General features: G+C 45.0%; 26 protein-coding genes. 12 read left to right on the top strand and 14 right to left on the bottom strand.

Translation table 11 applies throughout. The annotated features are described in order from the left end of the window. Positions 1-2: 2 nt before the first annotated feature. The 6 genes from ACO0KY_RS03800 to ACO0KY_RS03825 form a co-directional block, all read right to left on the bottom strand. Complete coding sequence (locus ACO0KY_RS03800) at positions 3-644, bottom strand: hypothetical protein (protein WP_423044398.1); 642 nt, start codon at positions 642-644, stop codon at positions 3-5. A 32-nt stretch (positions 645-676) separates the two neighbouring features. Beyond that, positions 677-1300 (bottom strand): SCO family protein, encoded by a 624-nt coding sequence (locus tag ACO0KY_RS03805; RefSeq protein ID WP_423044400.1) that lies wholly within the window; start codon positions 1298-1300, stop codon positions 677-679. A gap of 21 nt (positions 1301-1321) precedes the next feature. Continuing rightward, positions 1322-1909 (bottom strand): c-type cytochrome, encoded by a 588-nt coding sequence (locus ACO0KY_RS03810; protein ID WP_423044402.1) that lies wholly within the window; start codon positions 1907-1909, stop codon positions 1322-1324. Positions 1910-1958: 49 nt separating this feature from the next. Next, positions 1959-2582 (bottom strand): cbb3-type cytochrome c oxidase subunit II, encoded by a 624-nt coding sequence (locus tag ACO0KY_RS03815; protein WP_423044404.1) that lies wholly within the window; start codon positions 2580-2582, stop codon positions 1959-1961. Positions 2583-2594: 12 nt separating this feature from the next. Next, the gene (locus ACO0KY_RS03820; protein WP_423044406.1) at positions 2595-4247 is read right to left on the bottom strand and encodes a cbb3-type cytochrome c oxidase subunit I; all 1653 of its coding nucleotides are present in this window, start codon (positions 4245-4247) and stop codon (positions 2595-2597) included. Between the two features lie 595 nt (positions 4248-4842). Then, positions 4843-5385: a hypothetical protein gene (locus tag ACO0KY_RS03825; protein ID WP_423044408.1), complete on the bottom strand. Its 543-nt coding sequence runs from the start codon at positions 5383-5385 to the stop codon at positions 4843-4845. Positions 5386-6029: 644 nt separating this feature from the next. On the opposite strand from ACO0KY_RS03825, the gene recQ reads away from it, so the two are divergent. The 8 genes from recQ (at position 6030) to ACO0KY_RS03865 (ending at position 14407) form a co-directional block, all read left to right on the top strand. Then, positions 6030-7883: a DNA helicase RecQ gene (gene recQ / locus ACO0KY_RS03830; RefSeq protein WP_423044410.1), complete on the top strand. Its 1854-nt coding sequence runs from the start codon at positions 6030-6032 to the stop codon at positions 7881-7883. A 196-nt stretch (positions 7884-8079) separates the two neighbouring features. After that, a complete protein-coding gene (locus ACO0KY_RS03835) occupies positions 8080-8490 on the top strand; it encodes a GntR family transcriptional regulator (RefSeq protein WP_423044412.1) in 411 nt (136 codons plus the stop codon). Beyond that, positions 8487-9347: an ABC transporter ATP-binding protein gene (locus tag ACO0KY_RS03840; RefSeq protein ID WP_423044414.1), complete on the top strand. Its 861-nt coding sequence runs from the start codon at positions 8487-8489 to the stop codon at positions 9345-9347. The genes ACO0KY_RS03835 and ACO0KY_RS03840 overlap by 4 nt, the downstream gene beginning before the upstream one ends. Positions 9348-9493: 146 nt before the next feature. Next, positions 9494-10765, top strand: coding sequence for a hypothetical protein (locus ACO0KY_RS03845; protein ID WP_423044416.1), 1272 nt, complete (start codon positions 9494-9496; stop codon positions 10763-10765). Between the two features lie 34 nt (positions 10766-10799). Further along, the gene (locus ACO0KY_RS03850; RefSeq protein ID WP_423044418.1) at positions 10800-11489 is read left to right on the top strand and encodes a helix-turn-helix transcriptional regulator; all 690 of its coding nucleotides are present in this window, start codon (positions 10800-10802) and stop codon (positions 11487-11489) included. Between the two features lie 374 nt (positions 11490-11863). Further along, entirely contained in the window at positions 11864-12808 is a 945-nt protein-coding gene (locus ACO0KY_RS03855; protein ID WP_423044420.1) for a phosphate/phosphite/phosphonate ABC transporter substrate-binding protein, read from the top strand. Positions 12809-12963: 155 nt separating this feature from the next. Beyond that, positions 12964-13755 carry a fumarylacetoacetate hydrolase family protein gene (locus ACO0KY_RS03860; RefSeq protein WP_423044422.1) on the top strand — a complete coding sequence of 264 codons (792 nt, stop codon included), beginning with the start codon at positions 12964-12966 and terminating at the stop codon, positions 13753-13755. Positions 13756-13804: 49 nt separating this feature from the next. Next, the gene (locus tag ACO0KY_RS03865) at positions 13805-14407 is read left to right on the top strand and encodes a hypothetical protein (protein ID WP_423044424.1); all 603 of its coding nucleotides are present in this window, start codon (positions 13805-13807) and stop codon (positions 14405-14407) included. A 35-nt stretch (positions 14408-14442) separates the two neighbouring features. On the opposite strand, the gene ACO0KY_RS03870 is transcribed toward ACO0KY_RS03865, so the two are convergent. Continuing rightward, positions 14443-15231: a substrate-binding periplasmic protein gene (locus tag ACO0KY_RS03870; RefSeq protein ID WP_423044426.1), complete on the bottom strand. Its 789-nt coding sequence runs from the start codon at positions 15229-15231 to the stop codon at positions 14443-14445. Between the two features lie 278 nt (positions 15232-15509). On the opposite strand from ACO0KY_RS03870, the gene ACO0KY_RS03875 reads away from it, so the two are divergent. After that, positions 15510-15899, top strand: a complete 390-nt coding sequence (locus ACO0KY_RS03875) for a GFA family protein (protein WP_423044428.1) — start codon at positions 15510-15512, stop codon at positions 15897-15899. A gap of 90 nt (positions 15900-15989) precedes the next feature. Here the strand turns inward: ACO0KY_RS03875 and ACO0KY_RS03880 are convergent, their stop codons facing one another. Continuing rightward, a complete protein-coding gene (locus tag ACO0KY_RS03880; RefSeq protein WP_423044430.1) occupies positions 15990-16751 on the bottom strand; it encodes a hypothetical protein in 762 nt (253 codons plus the stop codon). A 381-nt stretch (positions 16752-17132) separates the two neighbouring features. Between ACO0KY_RS03880 and ACO0KY_RS03885 the strand changes: the two genes are divergently transcribed. After that, positions 17133-18050 carry an SEL1-like repeat protein gene (locus ACO0KY_RS03885; protein WP_423044433.1) on the top strand — a complete coding sequence of 306 codons (918 nt, stop codon included), beginning with the start codon at positions 17133-17135 and terminating at the stop codon, positions 18048-18050. 130 nt (positions 18051-18180) lie between these two features. Here ACO0KY_RS03885 and ACO0KY_RS03890 read toward each other — a convergent pair whose 3' ends face one another. Beyond that, positions 18181-19095 carry a LysR family transcriptional regulator gene (locus ACO0KY_RS03890; protein ID WP_423044435.1) on the bottom strand — a complete coding sequence of 305 codons (915 nt, stop codon included), beginning with the start codon at positions 19093-19095 and terminating at the stop codon, positions 18181-18183. 204 nt (positions 19096-19299) lie between these two features. Between ACO0KY_RS03890 and ACO0KY_RS03895 the strand changes: the two genes are divergently transcribed. After that, on the top strand, positions 19300-20166 hold the full coding sequence (locus tag ACO0KY_RS03895; RefSeq protein ID WP_423044437.1) for a sterol desaturase family protein: 867 nt from the start codon (positions 19300-19302) through the stop codon (positions 20164-20166). Between the two features lie 87 nt (positions 20167-20253). Here ACO0KY_RS03895 and trmB read toward each other — a convergent pair whose 3' ends face one another. Further along, positions 20254-20970 carry a tRNA (guanosine(46)-N7)-methyltransferase TrmB gene (gene trmB, locus ACO0KY_RS03900; RefSeq protein ID WP_423044439.1) on the bottom strand — a complete coding sequence of 239 codons (717 nt, stop codon included), beginning with the start codon at positions 20968-20970 and terminating at the stop codon, positions 20254-20256. Positions 20971-21264: 294 nt separating this feature from the next. Then, positions 21265-21915 (bottom strand): class I SAM-dependent methyltransferase, encoded by a 651-nt coding sequence (locus ACO0KY_RS03905; RefSeq protein WP_423044441.1) that lies wholly within the window; start codon positions 21913-21915, stop codon positions 21265-21267. An 83-nt stretch (positions 21916-21998) separates the two neighbouring features. Between ACO0KY_RS03905 and ACO0KY_RS03910 the strand changes: the two genes are divergently transcribed. Continuing rightward, positions 21999-22421 (top strand): GNAT family N-acetyltransferase, encoded by a 423-nt coding sequence (locus tag ACO0KY_RS03910; RefSeq protein ID WP_423044443.1) that lies wholly within the window; start codon positions 21999-22001, stop codon positions 22419-22421. Between the two features lie 72 nt (positions 22422-22493). On the opposite strand, the gene ACO0KY_RS03915 is transcribed toward ACO0KY_RS03910, so the two are convergent. The 3 genes from ACO0KY_RS03915 to ACO0KY_RS03925 all read right to left on the bottom strand — a co-directional run bounded on the left by ACO0KY_RS03915 (position 22494) and on the right by ACO0KY_RS03925 (position 26329). After that, positions 22494-25436 carry a CHASE domain-containing protein gene (locus ACO0KY_RS03915; protein WP_423044445.1) on the bottom strand — a complete coding sequence of 981 codons (2943 nt, stop codon included), beginning with the start codon at positions 25434-25436 and terminating at the stop codon, positions 22494-22496. 93 nt (positions 25437-25529) lie between these two features. Then, positions 25530-25934 (bottom strand): response regulator, encoded by a 405-nt coding sequence (locus ACO0KY_RS03920; RefSeq protein ID WP_423044447.1) that lies wholly within the window; start codon positions 25932-25934, stop codon positions 25530-25532. Further along, positions 25931-26329 carry a response regulator transcription factor gene (locus ACO0KY_RS03925; protein ID WP_423044449.1) on the bottom strand — a complete coding sequence of 133 codons (399 nt, stop codon included), beginning with the start codon at positions 26327-26329 and terminating at the stop codon, positions 25931-25933. The genes ACO0KY_RS03920 and ACO0KY_RS03925 overlap by 4 nt, the downstream gene beginning before the upstream one ends. Between the last annotated feature and the right edge of the window lie 19 nt (positions 26330-26348).

Below are 26348 nucleotides of genomic sequence, written 5' to 3' on the forward strand. Positions count from 1 at the left end.
CGTCAACCCCGGCCTTTTTTTGCTAACACTGCAGACATCTCCAGTTGATGTGAGCAGTGAAAGAGTCTGAAAAACCATATAACGACTAACATGGACGCTGTCATCATCAATCCGGTTCCTGCATCGGCCTGTTCATTCGTCAGGTAGCTGCTACACAAACGAATCTCCGTCTCCTGATACAGCATACCAATGGTGACGACCATCATCGCCCAGCTCATCAGAAAGAAAGCCTGAACTGCGTCTCCTGCACGCTGCCATGATTGCGACAATACAAGTCCTGTCAGCCACAGCGAAATAAATTTTATCGCATCAATAAATGGAATTTGAACTGCCAGATCAATTACAAGTGGAATCATCCAGATCGAAGTCGTCGCCATAAATAAAGCCATACCGCTGAGACCAAGTTGATCATAGCGCTCAAAGTTAAGACGCCAGCAAGCGGGAAGATATTTTCCTAACCTGAAACCACCGATGATTAATGCAGGGAATTGCCATACCATGTGACGCACCATATTGAGTTCGACAAAGCGGCGCGAACCAAAAAGAACACCAAAATAGATAGCCCACAATAATGCCAGCCGATAACGCCGGATAGTCGTAAACATCACTGACGCACGCAATGCCGATATAGAAGAATAAAGCATTGATAACCTGGCGTTATTTGTCAAATAGCGCATCATGGCTGCACTGAACTGTCAGCGATCAGCGCCAAAGCATGCCCAATATCAGTCACATCAAAGATGTGTATCAAGCTGCCGTCCGGACGCACAACCTGAATCGCTGCGTTATGCGTCCAACCACCAAAGCCATCTGGTATCACGACGATACCAACGCTCTTCAACAATGTCTGCAACTCACGCTGATCTTTAACCGATGCGAAACGCCATATTTTAGGATCAGCATTCATCCGCTTTGCATAATTCTGCAGCGCCAACGGGGTATCGTTAGTCGGGTCAAAACTAATACTCAACAATCTAACCCGATCACCCAAGTTGCGTAAAATAATCTCGCGCTGTAGCTGCTGAAATTCATTGCCAAGCTGAGTACAGACAGTCGCGCAACGGGTGTAAATAAAGCCGAGCAAAACATACTTACCGCCTTGCTGAATATTTTTTTTAAATCGATATTGCTCACCCTGAGCATCAAGCAAATCAAATTCTGGCAGTTCAAGTGGAGTCGTCGCAATACGTTGACGACGCACGTCCTCTGAAGTCCATGCGGAGAAATTTAAGGTCAGATGTGCGGCGACAATGACAGCGAACAGTAAAATTGAACTGCATATCAAGACCGTGCGTAACATAGAACGTAATTCGGTCAGGCGCTATTTAAACGCTGCAAGGTCGATATCGCCAGCCCAGGCTTTGTCGCGTCCGCTGGTATACTCGCGCCCTGCCTTCACACTGGCAGCATTGACAGCAGGCGCATGATTACCAAAATTTGATCGCACATACGTCAACACCGCCGCGATTTCATCGTCATTGAATTTAGCGCCAAAATGGGGCATCTGACCATGATATTCAACGCCCTTCACTGTCAGCTCGCCATCAATGCCATGGATCAGAATTTGGATCGCTGCGTCTTCCTTTGCAACGATCCAATCGGATTCAGCCAAGGGAGGAAATACACCCGCGATACCATTCCCATTCGCCTGGTGACAGGCGACGCAATTCGCGGTAAATAAAGCAGCACCATCAACTTTCGTCGTCGCAACTGGCGCCGCAAAATCCGCTGCAGTACGAGAATCCCCCCAATTCTGATTGCCGCTCAGGTCGCTCGTGGCAAGATAAACGACTGCCCAGGTAAATAAACCCGCAATCAAAAACAGCAGTACAAAAGGAACTGGTTTAACTTGTTCATCAGGATCAGCATTTTCACGTTGCTGAGCAGCATCCGGTTTTATAGAGGTCATGGTCGTTATCAGTAATTAATAATGTACGAAGATCGAAATACCGGAATCTCTATTTTGACGCCGACGGCAAACTGGCTGGTATTTGACCAATTGTTGGCGCATCATCAACCGGATACGTATGGTCAAGTGCCATCAGATAGGCGACTAAATCCAATGCTTGCTGACCAGCTACTACGACGCCTTGTCGTGGTGCATAGGCTGGGGGCAAATTGACTATTTTATCGTTCGTCTCAGCATGTTCCTTCAGCACAAATAAATGCTGGAAATTAGGCATGATACTTTCCGCTGCATATGCACGCGGTTGATACAAATGACCAAGTTGCCAATCCTGGCTTGGTTGACGGGCCGCAATATTAAACAAATCCGGACCGGTACGCATCGTTCCCAACAGCACAGGCTTATCGTAGTAATAATCAGCGGCGACAGGTGCTCGCCCCCAACCCCGTTCGAAATCCGGTGCCTGGCTGCGACTACGCGGTTGTTGCGAATGACAGGCCATACATTCATTTTCTATATATACCTGACGTCCACGCAATTCCTGTTGGGTGTACTGACGCAATCCCTTTGGTGCCTCGATCTTGCGAAATTCAGTGAATGGCAATACAACCAAGGCGGAGACGGCGATGCTCAACATAAACGAGCTGCCGAAAAGAAGTTTGATTTCATTATTCATATCGTTATCTTCTTAATTCGAGGTCGTTACTACGGCGTGAGTTGGCATGTAATCTCTCCAAAGCAGAGCAGCCTGATCGCGCTGCGGTCCACGGTGCAGAAGCATGAGCAAGAAGTGACCAACAAATACAATGTGACCCAGCGTCATGACAGCACCGCCAATAGAGCGACCTATCAATCCGGCCTGCGTAACAACGACTGAATCAATAAATGGACGGCTTGCATCCAGCATCATCATGCCTTGTAAAAATCCAGCCCACGATAAGGCAATGAAATACAAAGCAAAACCTAGCACAACCAACCAAAAATGCAGCGCAATCAATTTAGGAAAAGGCCATTCGTAACCACGTATACGCGGCATGATGAAATAAAACGCCCCAAACATTACCATCGTCACGAAACCGTACAATCCCAGATGGGCATGGGCAACGGTAAAGTGTGTGAAATGCGTGATGGTATTAATCGAGCGTAGCGCCTCCATCGAACCCTGGACAGAACTGAGCGTATACATCATGCCGCCGAACACGATAAAACGCAGCGTTGGTGAGTGAAGCAAAAGGCGAAAATGTCCCCTCATTGTCAAATGCTGATTAATCGTAAAGGCAGCAACCGGAACGATCATCATCACGCTTTGGACGATCGACAAATTAATCAGCCAGCCAGGAACCGGACTGCCGATCAGATGATGCCCACCAACCTGTCCATAAAAAAAAGCAAGTGTCCAGAAACCGACCAAAGAAAGATTGTAATTCTCGACCGGACGCCCGATAATTTTTGGCAGCAAATAATAAATGCATGCCAAAGACAATGGCGTATAAAAAAGCCCCAGCACATTGTGGCCGAACCACCAGTTCATCGTCGCCTGTTCTATTCCAAAATGAATGGGTAACTTAGCGGCCAATAACAGAACTGGAAACCAGAACAACGCTGCGCTGATGTACCACACAGAGACATACAAATGGGTCGCCTTACGGTTCGCTAGCGTAAACACGAGTGGCATTGCAATTAATGCGCCGCCAACAACGATACCCAATGCGATCGGCGTTGGTATTTCTAACCACTCTAATCCCGTGTTATATCCATTTGCAATGCCTATCAAACCAAGCAACAAAGAGAGATTCCATACACACGCGCCAAGCATTGCATAACCCGAGCCTATCAATGTGGTCTTCAGCAAACGCGGCAACATCCAGATAGTACAACCGAGGCAAGCCATAGGCGCCCATCCGTAAGCCACAATGTTGAGGTGCAATGTGCGGGTAACGCCAAACGTCAACCAGAGCGCACCACTCAGCCAATCCGGGGCATTCAATTTTATTGAGCTGATTAATCCAAAAAAAGAACCTGCCAGCAACCAGGCCGCTGCGAAACTCATCATCAGCAATGCAACTGACGCACTTGAGCGGTCAGCATCAATGCGTTCTTCTATCTCTTTTGGATCGACTTTCGAAACGATCGCATCGGACTGCCTTTCCTCTTGCATTGCTGCTCGCGAAGTCCGGGTTGACGCAGGATCTTCGATTGCGCCGATTTCTCCGGCACCAAAGATAGACTCCGCTGCTTCACGATTCGTGCTGATGAGTTCTCGTCTTTGGGTCCAGATAAAAAACATTAACCCGATAACGGCTATAACAAATGCTGAAAGCAAGATAGCCATGGTATTCATACAAACGCCCCTTTGAAATGTTTGTCGTACTCTGCTGTAGAGAAAGGACGCAATGGCGCAAGTCGCTTTCGTAAAATTCGGCGACAAAAAGTCGAAATAAAGTATGGAAAGCGAACTGATAAAAGCGGTTGAAGCACTGCCTCAAATCGAGAAATATGAACATTCCTAATCCACATCAGCCGACAAGTTTCCATGTACGATCAAGTTCATATCACGATCATCCAACACCCATCATTGCTTTAAAGGGTATTAGTCAACATATTCATCTTGCGGCAGATAGTAAGTAAATAACATCCGCAAATCAAGTGTATTTTTATTACTAAAATATGACAGGTTAAAATTTCAACCAAATACGAATCTTGCGTAAATTATTAAAAGCATTCGATGCAATTCACATCATTTGCAGAATATCTGAGTTGATGAGCTTATCGATGATTCAGATCTTGTTTGTAGCTGAAACATGTAGCGCGTTGTGGCACGCTTGCAAAAAAAAATGCCGGTTTTTTCAAACGTATCCGAAAAAGACCGGCATTAAACTACAGGGAGACAATGAGTGTTGATGATCGCAAATCACGACCATCTGAAATCTTTTGGCTTACAACTTAATCCGCATTCTGTCGCCATTCAAAAACGCCATAGAAATACCATCTTGGTTCGGCTGAATCTGCATGACCTGCTGGTCAAAAACATTCGCATACACGTTTTTTCCATCAGCACGGAAAATACCTAGCCAGCGTTTGCCACTGGCAAGCATTTTCGATGCCGAGTTGGCGGCAACCAGCAAATATTCGGTATCGCGCACACGCATACTGGCTGATAGCAATTCACCTCGCGTAAACATCGCCGGCAAATGCGCTGAAATGATGCGCTGTCCATGACGTTCTACTTGCATCAACATTCCCTTTGCTGCCTGAAACGGCACCACCGTAAATTGATAGCTGCCCATGCGGGTCGGCGTCTTTGCGGCGATTTCGGTTCTTTCATCAAAATCGGCAAAATACGTCTTGCTCAGATCGCTCATTTCAGGCATCTCAAAAAATTGCTGATTGCTGAAATTGCCTGCATTACCTGCATTGCTTGAATGGCTTGAATGGCTTGAATGGTTTGAATTGCTGCTGGATGTCGAAGATAAATACATGGCATATCCTTGGTCTAGGCTAGGGGCTAATTCATTCGTACCGGTGCCAGCAAGAAATCCACTATCAACGGTGAGAACGCAGTATCGGTAGAATCAATTCGTATCTCAATTCAAACTTATAAGGTATTAAAAAACAGCACCATTCGTCTCAATGTTTTCTTTTTTACAATATTTAAATGATAATATAAGTTGTTAAAAAGTTCACTATTTATTTTTACGTGTGTTGTTACCTGACACGGATTGATTGATGGCAATTAAATCAGGTAGGCGAAGAAACGCTCATAAAATATACTCCCTACTAGTATAAAAATTTACCCTTGTTTTGATAATAACAATTGCTATGTTTTATAAAAAAAGAGGGGGAGTATGTAAGATAACGACTCTAATGAAGTGGAATACCGGCAAAAACCAAGCTCATCGGTGTCCCAACATGGTAAGCTTCGTGCCGATCAAAACTAAAGAATCAGCACTTCGACAGCAATTCCAGAGCATCCTTGATTGATCGTCTGCCAGAGCAATCCCAGACCTGAACCACAACCCAGATCTTTCAACTTAGTCGCATCAGAAGCTGTCGTCCTGCTGACATCAACATCGAATTGCGTAAAATAGACGCAAAACAAACAAAAAAATGGGCAGAATAAGTAGTGTCGTCTTTTAGCACCTCCAGTTATCACAACAGCACCGAAGAGCAGGCGCTTCACCTGCTGCAAACGGTATTTGGCTATCCAGCATTTCGTTCGCAGCAAGGACAAATCGTCGAACACGTAGTGCACGGTGGCGATGCGCTGGTACTCATGCCTACCGGCGGCGGTAAATCACTGTGCTATCAAATTCCAGCATTGATACGCAAAGGCGTTGGCATCGTCGTGTCACCGCTGATCGCGCTCATGCAAGATCAGGTCGATGCACTGGCTGAAGTTGGCGTGCGCGCAGCGTTTTTAAATTCGACCCAGACGTTTGAAGAAATTCTGAACGTTGAGAAAAAAATGCGCGAAGGCGATCTGGATCTGGTCTACATTGCGCCTGAACGCCTGCTCACGCAACGTTGTCTCGAACTCTTAAACATTATCGACATCGCTTTATTTGCGATTGATGAAGCCCACTGCGTATCGCAATGGGGACATGACTTCCGCCCAGAATACATACGATTGTCAGCACTGCACGAACGTTTTCCGCACGTGCCACGAATCGCCCTGACAGCGACTGCAGATCAACAAACTCGCGATGAAATCATTCATCGCCTGCAACTCGAAAACGCACTGCAATTTGTATCGTCTTTCGACCGGCCTAATATCCGTTATCAAATCGTCGAAAAAGCCAATGGGCGCAAACAGTTACTCGACTTCATTCATGCACAACACACTGGCGACGCCGGTATCGTGTATTGCCTGTCGCGTAAAAAGGTCGAAGAAACCGCCGAATTTTTAAATGAAAACGGTATTACATCCCTGCCCTATCATGCAGGCATGGATATGCAAGAACGCAGCCGTAATCAGGCACGTTTTCTGCGTGAGGACGGTATCGTCATGTGCGCCACCATTGCGTTTGGTATGGGCATCGATAAACCCGATGTGCGTTTTGTAGCGCATCTGGATTTACCAAAAAGCGTCGAAGGTTATTACCAGGAAACCGGTCGCGCTGGTCGCGATGGTGCCAGCGCCAATGCATGGATGGCCTATGGCTTGCAAGATGTCGTACAACAGCGGCGCATGATCGATGAATCCGAGGCGAATGATACATTCAAGCGCGTCCAGGGCGTCAAACTTGATGCCATGTTGTCGCTGTGTGAAACCTTAAACTGCCGCCGGGTTCATATCCTCGATTATTTCGGTCAGGCTTCAGAACCCTGCGGCAACTGCGATACCTGCCTGAGCCCACCCACCTCATTTGATGGCAGCGTTGCTGCACAAAAAATTCTGTCGACTATTTACCGGGTCGATCAACGTTTTGCTGCTGGTCACGTCATCGACATTTTACGCGGCATTGACACCGAGCGCGTGACCCAATGGCGGCACGATCAGTTATCGACATACGGCATAGGCTCGGATAAAAGTGAAGCCGAATGGCGCGCATTATTACGCCAATTGATCGCTCTAGGATTGGTTGCGGTGGATTACGAAAATTTCAGCTCACTCAAATTAACCGAAGCCTCCCGCGCTGTTTTGCGTGGCGAAACCAAGGTGCAGCTGCGACAATACAAGAAAGCCGAAAAAGCCGTCAAACATAAACGCCAATCTGCCAAAGATTACGCCGAAGCAGAACTCTCCATGGCGGAACAAACGCTGTTCGATAAACTGCGCTGGTGGCGCGTGGAAACCGCACGTACACACAATGTTCCAGCTTACGTGATCTTCCCGGACGCAACCCTGCGCGAAATCGCCCGCCAAGCCCCACAAACCCTGATCTCCCTACGCGCGATTTCTGGCGTTGGTGATAAAAAACTGGAAAGCTATGGTGCTGAGATTTTGCAGTTGATTGAAGAATTACAAACTAGTTAAATCAATACCGCCGATTGCTGTTGAGCGAATACGACCCGTCAAATCTCATCAAGCGTCATGACAGCATGAATTGCTGTCACCCTGCTATTTAAGCCCGACATCAACGATGTACGGGTTTTTTTTATTTTGAGCTTGCGCTTTCAAGTTTAGTGCATTAGTATAGTAATGCACCAATTCAAAAAAAAGACTATTCACCATGAGTCCACCAAAACTACTACCGCCTGACATCTTTCAGGTTAGCACGGGCAGCAGCGAACCTATCTATCGTCAATTGATGGAGCAGTTGCGTCGCCTGAGTGCCAGCGGTCAGGTACAGCAAGGAGACACCCTGCCCTCGATTCGTGAGGTAGCACTGGCATTAAGTGTGAATCCGATGACGGTATCAAAAGCTTATAGTCTGCTAGAAAACGAAGGGCTGTTGATACGCAAACGCGGTATCGGCATGCTGGTTGCGTCCCCAGCCGCAGATTTTTCTGATGAAGAGCAACGCCTGGCGTTAGTGCGCCCGGGGCTGGAACGACTCGCCGCAGAAGTAAAACAACTTGAACTGGCACCGAAAGCTGTGCTGAATTTATTCCAACAAATTTTGCAAGACAATAAGTCATGAGCGCACCTGTCGACATTCTTTCCCTGAGCAAATCCTACGGCCAACAAAGCATACTCAAATCCTTAAATTGGCAAATTCCCAGCGGCTCTATCATCGGTTTATTAGGCCGCAATGGTGCTGGTAAATCAACACTCATTGAATGCTTGCTGGGCTTGCGTGATTTCCAACAAGGCGAAATCCGTTTGTTTGGCGAAAACGTCAAGCAGCTCAGTGCAGCAAGTAAGGCAAAAATTGGTTACGTGCCACAGACGCCGGATATTTTCGGCTGGCTCACCGCAAAGCAATTATTCGCCTATTTCAAAGCCATGTATCCGCGCTGGAATGAAGCCAAGATAGCGACGCTGATGCGCAACTGGGATTTGCCTTCCGATAAAATCATCAACAAATTATCGGTCGGTCAAAAACAAAAAATATCGATTATCCGCGCACTGGCGCATGAGCCTGAACTATTGATTCTGGATGAACCCGTATCGAGCCTCGACCCCGCAGGGCGTCGTGATTTTTTACGTGAGTTGGTTGCACAGATCGATCAACAAACAACGATCGTTTTTTCTACCCATATTTTGTCCGACCTGGAACGCATTGCTATGGACGTGGCATTCTTAAATCACGGATGCATCAGCTTGCAGCAACCTTTAGATTTATTGATGGATAACACGCGAAAAATTACTGGCAGCACATCAACGATACAAAAGCTAGACATAGGCAACCCGCTGAAACGCGCAGAACTGGCGAATGGTTACAGCAGTGTGCTGGCACAATTTTCTGAAGCAGAACTCAGCGAACTCCATCAGCATACCGACATGCGTATAGAAAAATTGGGCTTGGAAGACTTGTTTATAGAATTAACGCAATAAGCTGAGGACTCGCCATGAAAATTCTATTGCAGATTTGGATGCAACCAATTTATCAGTACATCAATAATAAAGACTATAAAATTTTTTACTTTCTATTCGCTATTTTGCCTGGCCTGTGTCTGACTTTAGCTTACATGGGATCTGGATTGACTATGAAGTCTTGCGCCCTTGCGATACTCATTGGATTTAGTGCTGCCTGCGCCATTTTAATGATCCTGTGGTCTTTTATGATGATGCTTTTTGTCAGGCAGCAATATATTCCATCGAATGCGCAACTTGTTCCAGATTACCAAGCTAACATGAAATTAGCGCTCGCGATTCCTATCCTACTTATCGCCACCGTTTTGACGTTCTCTTTAAAATTGAGCTCGGGATATTCAGCTGGCACTATTTGGGTAATGAGTATCCTAGCGCTTGTAGGTGTCGCGTCGATTATTCGTAACGATTTCATTGTCCTCGTTTTTCCTGGCTACGCAATCATTTCAGGCGTCTTACCATCATCCTCAATCACGAGTTTATTTTCAGGGAATTTAGAAAAATTTGACCGGGTTTGGTTCATGATACCGTTGGGATTGTTGATGCTATACGGCGGATTGCAATGGATATTCAACATAGAAAAAGATCGGCTTTTTTACCGACAAGAAAGTTTAAAAAAAATAAATAACCTATCCGAAAACGCGTCGACCGCCAACGATCAGGGATATGCAAGAAAATTAAATTTCTATGACTACTCTTTAAACAGAGCAACAACGCAGGAAATAAAGCCGGATCGCTTATTGCCATTTCTTTTTGGCCCTTCCACGCATTGGTCTCAGCCACTATTATCTTTTATCCTGTTGGCTGTTTTCATCGTAGGCTACATGATGTTTTTGGACATCGTTCAATATGCACTCATTGCATTGATGTTCGGATTGAGTTTGATTTTTTGTGTTCGAATAGTGCATGTTTGCTGGGCATTTTATGGAAGAAGACAAGAACAAAGTCTCGTATCGATGACGCCGTTAGTGACGTCGAATCAGGAAATAACCCGTTTGATATTAAACAGTGTATTGAAGAATATTTATGCTTTTTGGACGAGCAATTTCGTATTCACGATTATTGTATGCACCACTACGGAAGTCTCGTCGGCAATTTTTCGCATCGCATTTCTATGCTGTTTCGGCAGCCTGCTTTTCATCCATTGCCTGCTAAAAAATCACGCAGTAAAAAGTCAATTGCATGAGACTGGCTTTATGGTCACCATGCTCGTTTTTATTGCTTACGTCGGAATATCGATGACACTCAGGATGAGATTTGATCAATTTAATATTGCCATTCCATGTGCCTTACTTTTCATTATTCATATTGGGTTGGCTCGTCACCAGTGGCAGCAACGCTTACACCAAAGAGCGCTATTCCCAGTTGGACGAGCTGCATAATGTTCTTAAGAAAGTAAGAAAGCAAAATCAAACCATGTCACGCTCTGAACGTCTTCTGCAATTGATGCAAATGCTACGTCGCTACCACTATCCTGTGACGGCGGTAACGTTGTCACAGGAGTTGGGAATCAGCGTACGTAGCGTGTATCGCGACATCGCGAGCTTGCAAGCGCAAGGGGCAAAGATTGCGGGGGAAGCAGGTATCGGCTACGTATTGCAAGATGGCTTTACTTTGCCGCCGTTGATGTTTTCTGCTGAAGAGATTGAAGCTATCGTGCTCGGTTCGCGTTGGGTGGTGGAACGTGGCGACGAGAAGCTGGCAGAAGCCGCCCGCGATGCGCTAGCTAAAATTGCGGCGGTGTTGCCTGTGGCTGAAAAGCGTGAATTAGAAACCGCCGGTTTGCTGGTGGGCCCACGATTTGATAATCAGGGCAACGATGCGTTGTTACGTGATATCCGCTTTGCAATCCGCAATGAATACAAACTCACCCTGGACTATCAGGATGAAAATGGCACGCTAAGCAAGCGTGTGGTCTGGCCTTGCGCACTGGCATTTTTTGAACAAGTCAGGATGGTTGTTGCCTGGTGTGAATTGCGCCAGGATTTCAGACATTTCCGCACGGATAGAATTCAAAGTTTACATTCCGCAAAGGAACGTTTCCCAAAATCACGAGCCAGTCTTTTAAAGACCTGGCGGCAGCAGCAAGGCATACGCCAGAACTGACCTGTATCCAGGCTTTCTTCCGTATCACTATGCGACATGGTGCTTTAGCGCTGATGTTCTCATTGTTTTATCAGTTTTTGAAATACGCCCTTGAATTTTACAATTTGACCACCTAATATAATAAAAGCATGTTTATTTATTAATACTTACAGTAAGTTGTGTGTACGCAATTGACTGATCTGACCCCAAGCAGATCAGCCTGTAAATTAAAAAATAAGCATGCATTTTTTCTGGTGAGTAATTCTGCTCTACAGATCTATGGTCAAGAGGTCAGGCAAGGCGCCCATCAGGCTTCGATCCAATTCAGGCAAAGCGCAGGTTCATGGCAAGGACAAATCGTGTGGCAGCTATTTCATTCTCTGAAGGAGAATCTGATGAAAGACAGACGTAGTTTCATACTCAATAGTTTATGTGCAGCATCTGGAATGATACTAAGTACGTTTGGCAAAAATACCTGGGCGCAAAATAATGTTGTCCGCTTCGGTATCACGTCACAGCGTCCTGCAACCATCACCAAAGAGCGCTGGACAGAAATAGGTAGCTATCTGAGTAGCAATATGAACTGCAAGGTAGAAATTGTGCCTATTCCCATTGCGCATGTCTACCAACATATCGCCGAAAATAGCGTTGATTTTGTGCTGGCAAATCCCAATGAAACAATGCTTCTTAAATACAAACAACATGCAAAAATTCTAGCTTCTTTAAATGGGCAACATGGGCCTTTATTCGGTGGCGTGATCGTCGTTAGAAAAGGCGGTGAGATTAAAAAAATTGAAGACTTGAATCAAAAAGCAGTTGTCGCTCTTGGTCAACAATCAGCAGGTGGTTATTTATTTCAAGTACATCTGATGGCTGAAAAAAGTCTGTACCCACATCGTCAATATGGCGTTGTAATGGCAGACACACAGGACGAGGCTTTGCATATCCTTAAATCTGGCAAAGTCAGCGCTGCCTTCATTCGTAGCGGCGTGCTAGAAAGCATGACCATAGAAGGAAAAATTCAGCCTGATGAGTACGCAGTGTTAGCCGAGCGTAAAGACACGACGTTCCCGTTACAACATTCGACCGAGCTATACCCTGAGCATTACGTATTAGCACTGCCCCACGTCAGCAAGGAATTGGAGGGGAATTTTAAAAATGCTCTTTTAAAGCTTTCACCCTCAGATGTTGCTGCTCAAAAAGCTAATATCAAAGGCTTCATTGAACCTTTAAGTATTGCGAGTCTGGAAAACGTGATGAAGCCTCTGAAGGTCGCACCATTTGATCAACAAAATCAGGCCAGCAAAAAGCAAACAGCCTCTACCATTTTGCTAGATTGAGCAAGGACTACGCACCGTTGTTGACTGTATCTGATGCTGACAACCAACACCAGATACAGCAACAAATTAGCTGTAATGAAAAAAACATCCCCTATTCACATCTCAGCCGTCTCCGATTACACTCAGCGCTTCTACTTTGTATTGAAAGCGTAGCTTTGTCCTCGTTGATTACCAATCCAGAATCGGATCGTTTTTTGGATGCAGCAAAAATCTTAGCGCAACGTCGTTTACGTGGCGAAAGCGGCGCACAACTTCCATTTGATTTACGCCCCAACAATGTAGCGGACGCGATGCAGATTCAAGCTTTGCTCGCCAGCCAAATGCAAGACGACATCGCTGGGTGGAAATGCGGTATGCCAAGTGAAGACAGAATTGTGATTGCGCCAATTTTTGCGCAGACAGTCTTTCAACAAAAGTTAAGCAATATCTGCAAAGTCTATGATAAAAATCTTGTTAAGATAGAACCGGAAATGGCCTTCGTTCTCGCCACAGATTTGCCACCGCGCATAACGCCGTATGTTGCAGACGATATACGTCCAGCCATTTCACACGCGCAATTGGCATTAGAAATCATTGGCTGCCGTTACGCTGAACCTGCATTGACAAGCTTTACTGAACATTTGGCTGATGGCCTGTTTAATCAGGGCTTATTTCTGGGTCCCAAAATTCATCTGTATGACGCAGAACAGGCACAGAAAATGACCATCAGACTGAGCGTTAAAAACGCTGTACAACAAGAATTTGATGGGATACATCCAGCCGTCTCCCCCATCGAACCTTTATTCTGGCTGGTAGAATACCTGCGTCAACAAGGAGCCGGCCTCAAAGCTGGTCAGGCAATTATCACTGGTTCTTTCGCAGGTAGCCCCGTCGTTCCAATCAACAAGAACATATCATTGCAATTTGCAGAATTAGGTAGTATCGACGTTCGTTTTGAGCAATATTAAGAACAATAGCGTTGCCCCAACCGTAAAAGGCGAAATGAATACAAAAGACTTGAAAAATAAAATTATAGCCTATGGTAAATCGGCGATCGCCATCGTCAAACCGCGAATCATTGGTAGCATGTTTGATGCGGCTCAAAAAATTCCCGAATCATTCATTGGCGAATACATCCGTGGTCAGGCAAGATTAGGTGCTTATAAGTTTTTATTTGAAACCCATCGCTCAGTGATCAACGCCATCCTTTGGCAAAATGCACTTTTATTGAGCTCAATCATGCTGGTTTATTTTTTTCAATCAGCTATACCGTTTTATCTTGCTTACGCCTTCGTTGCGATCTACTCCGCGTCAATTGTGCTGAGATCATGGCCAAAGTTACGCCAATGGTTTAAGTTTCGCAGCCTGTTTTTAATCGTCAAGCAAACGATCAGTGAAGAAATAGAAAACGAATTATGCCGTTTGCCTATCTATGGAAAGAAAGCGATTGAATATCTAGGCCCCGATCTTGATACGCTATCACATGACATCACAGATGAGCTTTTGCCGGATATCAGGGCTGCGTTAATACACATGGGTTTAACGTTAGTCATGGCTTTTATTGCATTTCGGCTGACCGCGATTCCGATGTTGGAGCACCGTGCCCTGCACCTCGGTTGACGAGTAAAACTGCAATACTTTAGTTATTTACGTATTTACTTATTTAGCTTACGTGCCACGAACCACGGCTCTTTTTTCATTTTTAAAATCACTTCGTTAATTCTATCAATGACAGAATTGTCTGCATCTAACTTGGTTGCGAAGTAGACATTCAAGGTTGCGAAATCTTTATCGTTCACACAAAATAATTTTTCTGCGTTGCTCGCCTGATCAGGTGTTAGCTTCATTGAAACGCTATTTAAATTCTTTTCAACCTCGGCATTACTATAGCTTCCGCTGTAAAAGAACAGTGCATCAACTCGCCCATACATGAGCTTCTGCAGCCTTGATTCGATACGGTTATTGTCAAAGTCGGTATAGTAAAAAACATTCCGCATTCGATCTAATTCATTCCCATAAATTGTTCCTCTGACTAAACCTATCATCTTGCCTTTCAGATCGTTAATTGAAGAATAATTTGCTTTATCCTTACACTTGGTAACAAGTAAAACACGGTCTGAATATACCGGCAAAGAAAACCTGAATTTTTTTAGTCGCTCCTCATTTTGAGATATACCCCAGATGACGCCTCTACCTTCTTCCGCCATATTTAATGCTCTGGCCCATGGATACTGTTTGAAAACAACTTTATGACCGATATTTTTTTCAATATACGTGAACACTTTTTTAGTACGGACAGGGATAGGAATTTGCTCACCCTTTTCGTTTAATTCTTCACTAAATAATATCGTCACCGGCTCGTCGGTTGGAGCAGCTTGAATCTCACTCAATCCGAAGACTTGAACGAATAGCGAGATCAAAAGGAGCTTCAGCTTAAACGGCATATGCTTACTAACATTAAAGATAAAAAATCGCTTTGAAAAGTACGCTACTAATCACGACGAAATAAACAATATATTCAGTCACCATTTATTGCTCAACAAAAGGTCATGCATATAGATATTACAATACGGCAGTATAGATGGCGTAGCGTTTTACCTTTCAATGCAAGGATTATTCGCCTTTGATACACTTTATTGCCGTAATATTAAGTAAAATATTTACCTAAACAAATCGCACAAATTTCCACATAAATTTCCAATTGAATACAAGGAACCTTAGCGTGATAACGGAAAGCTCAAACCCGATAGACCTGCATGGTTCTTGTCACTGCGGGGCGGTACGCCTGACACTGCCATCAATGCCAGATACCGGCATCAAATGTAACTGTTCACTATGCCGGCGGCTAGGCGGTTTGTGGGCGTACTATCCATTTGGCGCAGTAGTCATATCCGGACATCCGGAACATACAACGGAATACATTTGCGGCGATAAGACACTCAGAACAATTCGCTGCAAAACCTGTGGCTGCGTAACCCACTGGGAACCGATCAACGGTGAACCAGGTGCCCGGCATGGAGTGAATTTGAATAACTTTTCCTTGCTACTACAAGCGGCGGTGAACATACGCTATTTTGATGGCGCGGATACCTGGAAATACATCGATGATTGAAAGGATTCGAGTCGGAAGCAAATCAGAAAGACCTACGCTCATCTACAGATAGTCAGCAATGAGTCATCATAATCGCATGAGTCAGGATTATCAGCCACCGTTTGCTGACAACAGAGATTTTACCCACGCCATCATTAACTCCTGATTGTCTTTAATATCCTTATCCGAATAATAGCCACGGAACGCCCCCAAAATAACCAGCTTTCCTTTAATAAAACAATATGCTGAGGTAGACACGTTATACTGCGCGGTATTGGACGTTTCGGTAGAGAAATTAACTTGTACCTTTGTTGAATAAATCAGTCCCTGAGTATCATTACGATCAACCGAAATTGGCACAACCTGCCCAATACCAAACCCCACTTGCTTACTCTCAATCTTTGATAAAGCTTTAGATATCCGATTGGTCTCAGCTGAAAGTTGTGGCTCCACGCTTTGTTTTAGATTGACTTGCATCGCTACGAGCTTGATTCTTAAGTTATCAAATTGTGCTTGCGTCGCAACGCGATCCAAATGACTCAGGGGTGTCAGTACCAAGAGCCATGATTCAAACATCTCAACCTGCGTTTTGTCGTAGGTTTCCAAATCCTTTTCAGTGACCAAATGTGCCAACGTGAGGATATCAGCATTATCCATTATCTTCGCATGTGCCCATAGTTTGGCGTTACGGCGCGACACATCAACAAAACCAGGCGGCGAGACGAAACGAATAGTTTGCGCACCAATATGGAGTTCCGCCACTGAATCATCCGATTCTGCACTTCGGGATTCGGGTTGAAAAATCACGAGTAGAAATAGCAGCAAACCAGATAGCAACAAATTCGAACGGTGGTGCCTGGAGAATAGCATCATGATTTATTCCAACTTCAAGTTAATTGATTGTCAAATGCAAAAAACCGGAAAAACAATTTTTGGCAAAAAAAGTTAAATTACTTAGCAAAAAGGGATAGTAATTGCTCGTATTTTGTTGAAGTAGTTTTATACCTTGTGTTGAGCCTATAAGAGCCTATAAGAAATTCTATCTTACAATCCACCATATCATGCTTGAAAACAACTGTTTTCTGTCTTCCACGTCAATTTAATGTACATGACAATTGCCCCTCAGGTAATATTTCTCTCGCACAATTGCATTGGTTGGTCTATTACCTGATCTCCATGGCATTCTTGTTATCCAACCACGAACACTCTCACAATTTGCTTCCATGGAAGCCCACACTGAAAGTGAAACAAAAAATGAAAATATTACTTAACATATCCCTCTTAATGGCATTGTCTATCTCTCAGCTGAGCTTTGCTGATTCAAACGAAGATGCGATGGCATTGATCAAAAAAGGCGACTACTCTGGCGCATTAAAAATCATTCAGCCCATTGCCAACAAGGGAGATGCGAATGCCCAAGCATACTTGGGCATGATGTACGCACGTGGCTTAGGCGTTAAGCAGGACTATACCGAGGCTTTTCGCTGGTACACCCTGTCATCGAATCAAGGGGACGCAAACGCAGAATACAATCTCGGACTGATGAATGAAAATGGTTTGGGTGTCAAACAAAATTATGCAGAAGCCTTGAAGTTATATCGACTGGCGGCGACACAAGGAATGCCCGAAGCGCAAGACAATCTGGGACTGATGTATGAACGAGGTCTGGGCACACCCCAAGACTACTCCGAAGCAATGAAATGGCATAAGATGGCGGCAGATCAGGGACTTGGAACCGCGCAATTTCAGGTTGGCTTTATGTACCGCAACGGACTTGGCGTCAAGCAGGATTATTCAGAAGCTGTCAAATGGTATCAACGTTCAGTATTACAGGGATATGCACCTGCGCAGTCCGATTTGGGCATGATGTATATTAATGCCCAAGGTGTTACCCAAGATTTTACCGAAGCAGGTAAGCTAATTAAATTATCAGCAGAACAGGGCTTTTCGACTGCTCAGACGAATTTGGGTGTGTTATACCGGATTGGTAAAGGTCTGGCAAAAGACGATACAAAGGCATTGATGTGGTTCAAATTGGCATCTATGTCCGGTGACGCACAAGCAATCCAAAGACGCGATCAGCTTTCTTCTCAATTGCCACCGCAAGCTGTTGCTCAAGCTGACAAGTTAGCAATTGAATGCAAACAAAAGAAATTTAAATCATGTGATTAAGCACAAAGACGTTTAAACATTTAAAGCGACAAGTGCATCAATGATCAGTTTGAAGAGTGTTCAAAGCGTTAACTAAATACGGGTAGTTTTCTTTTCTACGCTGACTGCATCGCTCTTAATACACTTGATATCAATTGTCACTTTTGCGTTTTTCTATGTATTGACGGATCTTCTCAATCAACCAACTGGCGGCAGGTGATAAGCTCCTGCCTGCCAGCGTCACAATACCCATTTCTGCATACACCTCAATTTGGTCTGGCATGGTTAATTCACACATGGTACCGCGCTCAATTTCTGTCTGAACGACGGGATAGGTACTCAATAAAATGCTATCGCTGTGTAAGCAAACGTAGTGCAGCAAGGTTGGGTTATCGCATGTCAAAGAGAGTTCAAATTTCTGATCGGCTGCCAATTCAAAATATTTATGCAATTCATTGTTGACGCTCTCAGGTAAGCGCACTGAGACCAAAGGATATTCAAAAACCTCCTGTTTATTGTTGAATGCTTTTCCCACCAACGGATGCTCGCGCCGACAAAAAAAACCACCGTATTGACGCGAAAACCTTTGCACGGTAATTTTTTTGTCCTCGGTCAGATTATGTACATCCGCAATAAAAAACTCTAATTGCTCATCGTATAGTTGGCTCAGCAAGGCGTTCCAGTTATTGATATTCACTTCCGTACGTAGCTTAGGATAGTCATTCAATAGCTGTGCCAACACCGGTGGTAAAAAAGTCGCACCGGGCAATGGCCCAACCCCAAAATGGATGTCACCCATTTCGTGGTTCTGCATGAGTGTGACTTCATGGCGTAGATTGTTAGCGTCGATCAGCAATTCTTTCGCACGCTTTACCACCCGTAACCCGATAGGCGTGATGCTAACCCCATGTAAAGTGCGGTCGAATAACTTGCCATCAAGTTCGTCTTCCAGGCTTTGTATACTGCGGCTGAGGGCAGATTGCGTCAGATTGACTTTTTGCGCTGCCCGCGCAAAGTTCAATTCTTCCGATAAGACCACGGCGTGTCGAAGTTTCCGGAGATCCATAACTGCCCCCTGCCTTTTCTGGTATGTGCCTGACCTGAACGGCAGGTCATCAAAAATATCGTAATAATGATTTTTACTCATTAAAGATCATAAAATAATGCATTGGACGAATAGCAAATACAAGAGAAGAATGGGGCTTAACGCTACATCAGAGAGCGAAAACAACAGGACAAACCTGTTTGTCCAACTATTTGGAGACTTTTCATGAACCCGATTCAACTCATCGCCATTACGGCGATCTATCTTGGCTTTGGGCTAGTAGAGGTGGTCAGCGGCCGTTTTAGCAAACTTGGCGCCTCAAAAGACGACTGGAAAATTGACAGTGCGATGCTACTTCTGTTGCTCACGCTGATACAGCCAGGCATTGTGGTGGCGGTGAATTTTTTGGGGATGCATTTCTTCCCATCGCAACATAATGCGTATAGCTATTTACCAGCATGGAGCATGTTTTTGATCCTGCTGGTGGCAGACGATTTGACGCAATACTGGTGGCATCGTCTCTCACACACGTCGTGGATGTGGCCATTCCATCGCGCGCATCACTCGGCGGCCTATATGAGCATCCGTGTCGTGTATAGAAATAACTTTTTCTATTACGCTGCGATGCCTGGAATATGGATTTCGTCTATCTTAATTTATCTTGGATTTGGCGACGTATATGTAGTCTACGTGATCCTTAAACTAGCAGTCATTATCGGTGCGCACAGCGCCAACCCCTGGGATAAGCCATTGTATGAAATGCCTGTCATGAGGCATGTGATGTGGCTGGTCGAACGTACAATTTCAACACCGGCAACGCACTACGCACACCACGCGCTAACCATGGATGATGGCATCGGTCATTACCGCGGCAACTATGGAAATTTCTTATTTTTCTGGGATATTTTGTTTGGGACAGCATTGATCACACGGCGTTACCCACCCAAAGTTGGCTTACAAGATGATCTGCTATATGGCAAAGAAAACTGGCTGGCGGAATTGTTTTACCCTATACTCAAATCCAAACGTAGTCATTCTGCGCTGGGAAAAGAGAAGGTAATTATTGACGAAGCTTTGGCGCAAGAGCAGTGAGTTTGTAGGGCAGGTACAGCCCGCGCGGGCTGTACATTTGATCGGAGTTGATGGTTACACCCGCCTTATGCAGGTAAGACTACAAAACTAGATTTTTTCGAACACTAAATCCCACACACCATGACCGAGCCGCAATCCACGGTTTTCAAATTTGGTTACTGGACGATAATCCGGACGTGGCGCATAACCTGCAGCGGTATTTTTTAATGTTGGCTCAGCGCTTAATACTTCCAGCATTTGCACAGCATAATCTTCCCAATCTGTTGCGCAATGCAGATAGCCACCAGGTGCCAGACGCGATGCCAGCAATTGTACCAATGGCCCCTGAATCAAGCGGCGCTTGTTGTGGCGCGCTTTGTGCCATGGATCTGGGAAGAAAACGTGAACGCCATGCAGTGACAAGGGCGCGATCATATTGGTCAACACTTCAAACGCATCGTGTTGAATAATGCGTTGATTTTGCAAGCCCATTTCTTCGGTCAGCTTGAGTAAGCTACCGACACCTGGCGTGTGTACTTCAACGCCGATAAAATTTTTGTCGGGCATGCTGGCCGAGATTTTGGCGCTGGTTTCGCCCATACCAAAACCAATCTCAAATACAGTTGGTGCGGTACGTCCAAACGTCGCATCAACATCGAGCAACGCCTTTTGGTAAGGAATACAAAAACGCGGTCCAAGCGTCTCGATCGCTCGCGCCTGCGCATCAGACAAGCGTCCGGCGCGGGTCACAAAGCTACGAATACGGCGCTCAGTAGGGTCATAAAACAGCGGCTTGCCGCTATCAGCAGGTTTGGAATCAGACATACGGGAACTTAGCAAAAGAGGAAGATTTGGAACAATTGAACAACATCGAACGGCGTTAAAAAACATCAATCAGGCAATGATCCGGCAATCTGCTTTTTTCGCCCTTTTTTTACGCCCGCTTTTGACAAAGCGGCTTTCGATGGTATTTCAGTTCCGTAAAGGCCGTATTTTAACAGAGCCAGCGCACGATAGCCAAAACCTGAACCAAATCAGCGCCTTAGCCTGAGACCGCTATGATGAACGCCAAGGTAAAAGCTGACAAAATATTAAAAATGATCGATATTTTGGTGGAAATTAAATCTGTTGTACCAGCTTTTTGGCGATCAATACCACATCCTGTGTTGGAAACGGCGCATTTGCCGGACTCACCACTAACTCAACAAACTGTACTTCAAAACCGTAGCTCACCAGCATATCGCTAATTTCTTGTGGAGTACGATACACCGTCAACAATTCATCACCACTACTTGATCGCTCATAACGTGAAGAACTCTCAGAGGCTGAAATTGTGCTCAATAACAATACTGCGTCCGCATTTAATACGCGATTCAACGAAGTAAAAAATTGCTCCGCATCAGTCTGATTCAGATAGCTCAATCCAAATGCAAACACCGCCCCATCACAGTCTGTTGCAAGCTCATGTAAACGACGACAATCTCCGACAAAAAATTGTCCCGCCGGCACGCGCTGCCGCGCAATGTCTATCATTTTCGGCGCCAGATCTACGCCAGTCAACGATAAATCAGGACGATGTCTTAGCAGGTAAGCAGACACATTACCCGGACCACAAGCAATATCAATCACCCACGCAGCATGCGGCAACTGCGCAGCGAACATCGTATAGAAACGATCATATTGCTCAAGGTCAAAATATTTTTCTGCATAGCGTTCTGCAAATTTATTGAACAATTTAACTGAAGCCAGACAATCATCTTCGGGGAGCATTGCTAAATACTTTCTATAAGATAAAACTGATTGTTTAAAAATAAGATAACATTGCCTTTTATTTCTGACTACCTTTTTAGAGCATGCGTATCACACTACCGCCCGGCTACAGCACTGCATTATCAACACCTAGCATTGAAGATTATTGCCGCTTGCGCAGCGGTAGTGGCTTGAGTGCAAAAACTATCGAAGCGGCGGGTCGCGGCTTAATCAATAGTTTATTTGCTGTGCAGATCATCCATCAGCGCACGACGATCGGTATGGGGCGCATCATTGGTGATGGGGGATGTTTTTATCAGGTGGTGGATATTGCGGTATTACCTGAGCATCAGGGCAAAGGTCTGGGGAAAATCATCATGCAAGAAATCATGCGATTTATTGAAGATGAAGTCCCCTCCAGCGCGTATGTCAGTCTGATCGCTGATGGAAAAGCACAGGATTTGTATGCACAGTTTGGTTTTAAGCACACGGCGCCGCGGTCAGTTGGGATGGCGATCAAAATCTAAAAACGGCAGGGATTATTCCCTGCCGCCATCCACAATTGTTTTGAGCCATCAGCCAAGAAAAGTAAGCTACGATTATGCCTCTAGCAACTCTTTCTCTCTGACCGTTGGTAACCATAGCGTGACGGTAGTACCGATGTCTTTTTCACTTTGAACATCCACCCTACCTCCGTGCAGTTCAATAATCTCTTTGACGATGCACATACCAAGACCCGTGCCGGGAATATTGCCGGATGGGTCAGCACGGAAGAAACGTTCAAACAAACGTGACAACTGCGCTGGCGTAAGACCTATGCCCTGATCACTAACGCGTATGCCGATTTCATTCACCTCATCATGCTCTTCACTCAATATACGAAGATCAATATTGCCGCCGTTTGGTGAATACTTATACGCGTTGCTTAATACGTTCATCAAGGACTGGCCAATTTTTTCAGCATCCACATTCACCTTAGGTAAATTTTCGCTGATAGTGACATTGACGCGGCGTGGATCGTTATTGACCAACAAGGCGGCTACGGCATTTTCAACAATCGGAGCGATTGGCTGTACCGTAAATTTAAAATCCTTGCCTGCGCGTGCTTCTATCCGAGCCAGATCCAGTAGTTCATTGATCAGATTAATCATGATGCCAGCCTGACGGTTAATTGTTCCAAGCAAGTCTTTTTGCGTTACTTCATCATATTTACGACGTAATAATAGTTCGGAAAAACCGAAAATACTCGCCATGGGTGTACGTAACTCATGCGCTGCAGTCGATAGAAACTCGCTCTTAATGCGATCAATTTCGGTTTCGCGTGTTACATCGCGGAAGTAAATAACCTGTTCCAGAGAACCCGCTGCAACCACACGTATAGAGCGGATTAATATCCTGGTCTGCGGTGTCGACAGATACACCATTTGCTGCCTCGCCTGTACCAGGTCATCATCAGAATCGAGTACCAGATTCATCATATTTTCATCATGTGCTGAGACGTAAGCATGTGCAGGATCACACAATGCCTCCATCAATTGATCAAACTCCTGCATGCTTAAGTTTGATAATTGGATATTGCTAAATCCTGTCATTTCTAAAAATGCCGGATTGACGTTGGTGAGTTTTCCATTGGCATCAAAAGCAACGACACCGTCCGGACTCAAAGTGCAAATGGCATCAAGACGCATTGATCTGATGCGTAAATTCTCCTCTGCTAACACGCGATCAGTGACGTCGTTCTGGCTACTGACATAATGCGTGATGCGTCCCTCGTTATCGACAACGGGTGCGATAGATAAGTCGTTCCAAAACAAACTACCGTCTTTGCGATAATTACGTAGCAGCACTTTGCATTCACGACCTTCCTTAATGGCTTGCGAGAGTTCCGCAATTTCAAGTTGAAAACGGTCATCCGCTTGCAGGAGACGGCAATTCATACCTAGCATTTCACTTGCGGTGTATCCAGTAATTCGTTCAAAAGCAGGATTGGTATAAATGATAGGCTGACTAGGCATCGTCATATCTGCGATCGCAATACCGTTATTTGCAGCTTCTATCGCTTTTAAACGCAATTGCAAAATCGCTTCTGCCATTTTGTCGTCACTAATGTCCCTGACCATCAAGGAATAATTCACTTCATCATTTTGATTAAATTGACTTAATGAAACTGCCAATGGAAATTGATCACCAGATGATCGAATACCAAAAGACTCAAATCTGGCGCTACGCATCGCACTGCCAGCATTGCCATAGCTATTTAATACCTCTGTCAACTTATTGACATCCATTCCGTCAATAATTTGTTCCAGCGGAAAATCAGACTGAATATCAGAAGACAAACCAAATATATGCTCAGCAGCCATGTTTACTGATTTCACCCTGCCATTGCCATCGACACGCAAAATACCATCAGCAGCGGAGTCAAGAACTGCTCTTAAGGCATTTTCACTATGGCTCAATTGGGTTGTCATTTCCTTTGCCATGCCAAAGGCGCGATTACGTGTCGCAGCAAGATTGGTGACGACGAAGGTCAACAAAAAGGTTACCAACACACCTGCGGCAAAGATCATGTGGCTAATCATATTGTTCGATAAGGCTTGAAATGCTGGGAGGCTGGCAAAGCGCAAGGTCCAGACCTTACCTTCAAATTCCATTTCACGAATGCTGACATAATGCGCATTATCAAATTGATTCATTGGCGCATTAGCAAATAGCATATTTTTTTCGTCTAAGTCTTTACCGTCAAATACTTCAACCCCCACTGTTGGATCCACATTCACTAAAACGTTACGCATCATGTCTTCGGCGCGGAAAGGAATATAGACATAACCGAATAAGAATTCACGACGCTCCTCAACAGATCCTCTGGGCAGGTCGTGTGTATAAACAGGCAGAAACATCAAAAATCCGGCTTGATTTCCTTCTTTACCTTCCTGCACTAATTTAACCCGCCCGGTCAACGAAGGCTCACCAGAATCTCGCGCCAAATCTAGCGCAGTCCTTCTCACCGTTTCTGAAGTCAAATCGTAGCCAAACGCATGCAAATTGCGCCCCCAAAATGGTTCGATATAAACCACAGTCAGATAATCGCTATGCTGCCCAAGTGGATGAATTGTGTATTCAGGATAACCCTCAGCGCGTATCTTTGCCGTATGCTCAGCCTTATCTTTGTCCGCTACGCGTAAAATAAAACCAACCCCTTGTATGCCAGGTGAAGTTTCATCAAGACGTAAGCTAGAGACATAAGTGCGCCATTGTTCACGTGAGGTATTATTATTCATGTTAAACAAGGCAGCGCCACCACGCAGGATTTGTTCGTTGCTATTCATGCGCCGCGCTAAAGACGTACTGATGAGTTCGCCTGTGCTGATAAATCGCGCTTTTTCTATATCCTCGTGATTACGGATACTGATACTCCATATCGCATAGGAGATGCTCAAACCCGCCACCAGTATCAGGCAACCCAACCATTCTTTTCGGATAAACCGGAAAATCGGATGACGCGATGGGCGAACGTGGACTTGTGGTTGCTGCTGGTTCATGATTTTCTCCTACCCATTGTGGGCACATCTAATGAAACTTAGAATGTAGCGAGCATGGCATTAGCATTAAAAAAGACATCCATAAAACGTTGTTCAACCATGATTCATTTCAACGGGCAGTTGTGCACGGCGGGAAATGACGCGATCGACTTCATCAATCAACTGATAGAAGTTAAAAGGCTTTTCAAAAAAAGCATCTGCGCCAAATTGGAACCCAAGCGTTTTTTCGTCTTTCTGAAAAAATGCACTCAAAATGATGATAGGCGTGCGGCACAAATCAGGATCGCCTTTAATCGCCTGGCAAAGCGCAAATCCATCGACAATGCCCGGCATGCGCAGATCCATAATTAAACATGCTGGTTTGTGCTCATGTGCCAGCGCCAGCGCTCGCTCGCCATTACCTGCTTCAATCACAGGATAACGTTCGATTTCCATCACCATACGTACCATTTGCCGCGCATCCGACTGATCGTCGACAACTAAAATTGGTGGTTTCATGCTATGACTCCACTAGCTTCAATTTCAACAAAATAGCGGTCTATGGTATCCATCAATTCGAGCGGACTAAATGGCTTGATCATGTAAGAATTAGCGCCGACTTTGAGACCAGTATCAATATCCGATTGCTGACCTCTGGCGGTCAGCATAATGATTTTTGTATGCAAGTATTCTGGATTCTTCTTCAGTTTTTCACAAACCTGCAAACCATCCATACTGCCGGGCATCATAACGTCTAACAAAATGATGTGCGGTGCAACCGTCAATGCCAGGTTATAGCCACTATCACCGTTATCGGCCTCGTGTAATTCATAGTCACCAAAATCGAGTGTCATACGAATTAATTTCCGGATATCTGCCTGATCTTCAACGATCAGTATGCGTTTGGTTTTCATTTTCGCCTCCGCTACACAA

Origin of the sequence: Undibacterium sp. Dicai25W (assembly GCF_049340505.1) — a bacterium.
GTDB classification, from domain to species: domain Bacteria; phylum Pseudomonadota; class Gammaproteobacteria; order Burkholderiales; family Burkholderiaceae_D; genus Undibacterium; species Undibacterium jejuense.

What these genes read in the sequence shown, in the direction of transcription:
- ACO0KY_RS03800 (WP_423044398.1), bottom strand. Translation starts at nt 644, where the DNA reads ATGCTTTATTCTTCTATATCGGCATTGCGTGCGTCAGTGATGTTTACG.
- ACO0KY_RS03805 (WP_423044400.1), bottom strand. Translation starts at nt 1,300, where the DNA reads ATGTTACGCACGGTCTTGATATGCAGTTCAATTTTACTGTTCGCTGTC.
- ACO0KY_RS03810 (WP_423044402.1), bottom strand. Translation starts at nt 1,909, where the DNA reads ATGACCTCTATAAAACCGGATGCTGCTCAGCAACGTGAAAATGCTGAT.
- ACO0KY_RS03815 (WP_423044404.1), bottom strand. Translation starts at nt 2,582, where the DNA reads ATGAATAATGAAATCAAACTTCTTTTCGGCAGCTCGTTTATGTTGAGC.
- ACO0KY_RS03820 (WP_423044406.1), bottom strand. Translation starts at nt 4,247, where the DNA reads ATGAATACCATGGCTATCTTGCTTTCAGCATTTGTTATAGCCGTTATC.
- ACO0KY_RS03825 (WP_423044408.1), bottom strand. Translation starts at nt 5,385, where the DNA reads ATGTATTTATCTTCGACATCCAGCAGCAATTCAAACCATTCAAGCCAT.
- ACO0KY_RS03835 (WP_423044412.1), top strand. Translation starts at nt 8,080, where the DNA reads ATGAGTCCACCAAAACTACTACCGCCTGACATCTTTCAGGTTAGCACG.
- ACO0KY_RS03840 (WP_423044414.1), top strand. Translation starts at nt 8,487, where the DNA reads ATGAGCGCACCTGTCGACATTCTTTCCCTGAGCAAATCCTACGGCCAA.
- ACO0KY_RS03850 (WP_423044418.1), top strand. Translation starts at nt 10,800, where the DNA reads ATGTCACGCTCTGAACGTCTTCTGCAATTGATGCAAATGCTACGTCGC.
- ACO0KY_RS03855 (WP_423044420.1), top strand. Translation starts at nt 11,864, where the DNA reads ATGAAAGACAGACGTAGTTTCATACTCAATAGTTTATGTGCAGCATCT.
- ACO0KY_RS03870 (WP_423044426.1), bottom strand. Translation starts at nt 15,231, where the DNA reads ATGCCGTTTAAGCTGAAGCTCCTTTTGATCTCGCTATTCGTTCAAGTC.
- ACO0KY_RS03880 (WP_423044430.1), bottom strand. Translation starts at nt 16,751, where the DNA reads ATGATGCTATTCTCCAGGCACCACCGTTCGAATTTGTTGCTATCTGGT.
- ACO0KY_RS03885 (WP_423044433.1), top strand. Translation starts at nt 17,133, where the DNA reads ATGAAAATATTACTTAACATATCCCTCTTAATGGCATTGTCTATCTCT.
- ACO0KY_RS03890 (WP_423044435.1), bottom strand. Translation starts at nt 19,095, where the DNA reads ATGGATCTCCGGAAACTTCGACACGCCGTGGTCTTATCGGAAGAATTG.
- ACO0KY_RS03895 (WP_423044437.1), top strand. Translation starts at nt 19,300, where the DNA reads ATGAACCCGATTCAACTCATCGCCATTACGGCGATCTATCTTGGCTTT.
- trmB (WP_423044439.1), bottom strand. Translation starts at nt 20,970, where the DNA reads ATGTCTGATTCCAAACCTGCTGATAGCGGCAAGCCGCTGTTTTATGAC.
- ACO0KY_RS03905 (WP_423044441.1), bottom strand. Translation starts at nt 21,915, where the DNA reads ATGCTCCCCGAAGATGATTGTCTGGCTTCAGTTAAATTGTTCAATAAA.
- ACO0KY_RS03910 (WP_423044443.1), top strand. Translation starts at nt 21,999, where the DNA reads ATGCGTATCACACTACCGCCCGGCTACAGCACTGCATTATCAACACCT.
- ACO0KY_RS03915 (WP_423044445.1), bottom strand. Translation starts at nt 25,436, where the DNA reads ATGAACCAGCAGCAACCACAAGTCCACGTTCGCCCATCGCGTCATCCG.
- ACO0KY_RS03920 (WP_423044447.1), bottom strand. Translation starts at nt 25,934, where the DNA reads ATGAAACCACCAATTTTAGTTGTCGACGATCAGTCGGATGCGCGGCAA.
- ACO0KY_RS03925 (WP_423044449.1), bottom strand. Translation starts at nt 26,329, where the DNA reads ATGAAAACCAAACGCATACTGATCGTTGAAGATCAGGCAGATATCCGG.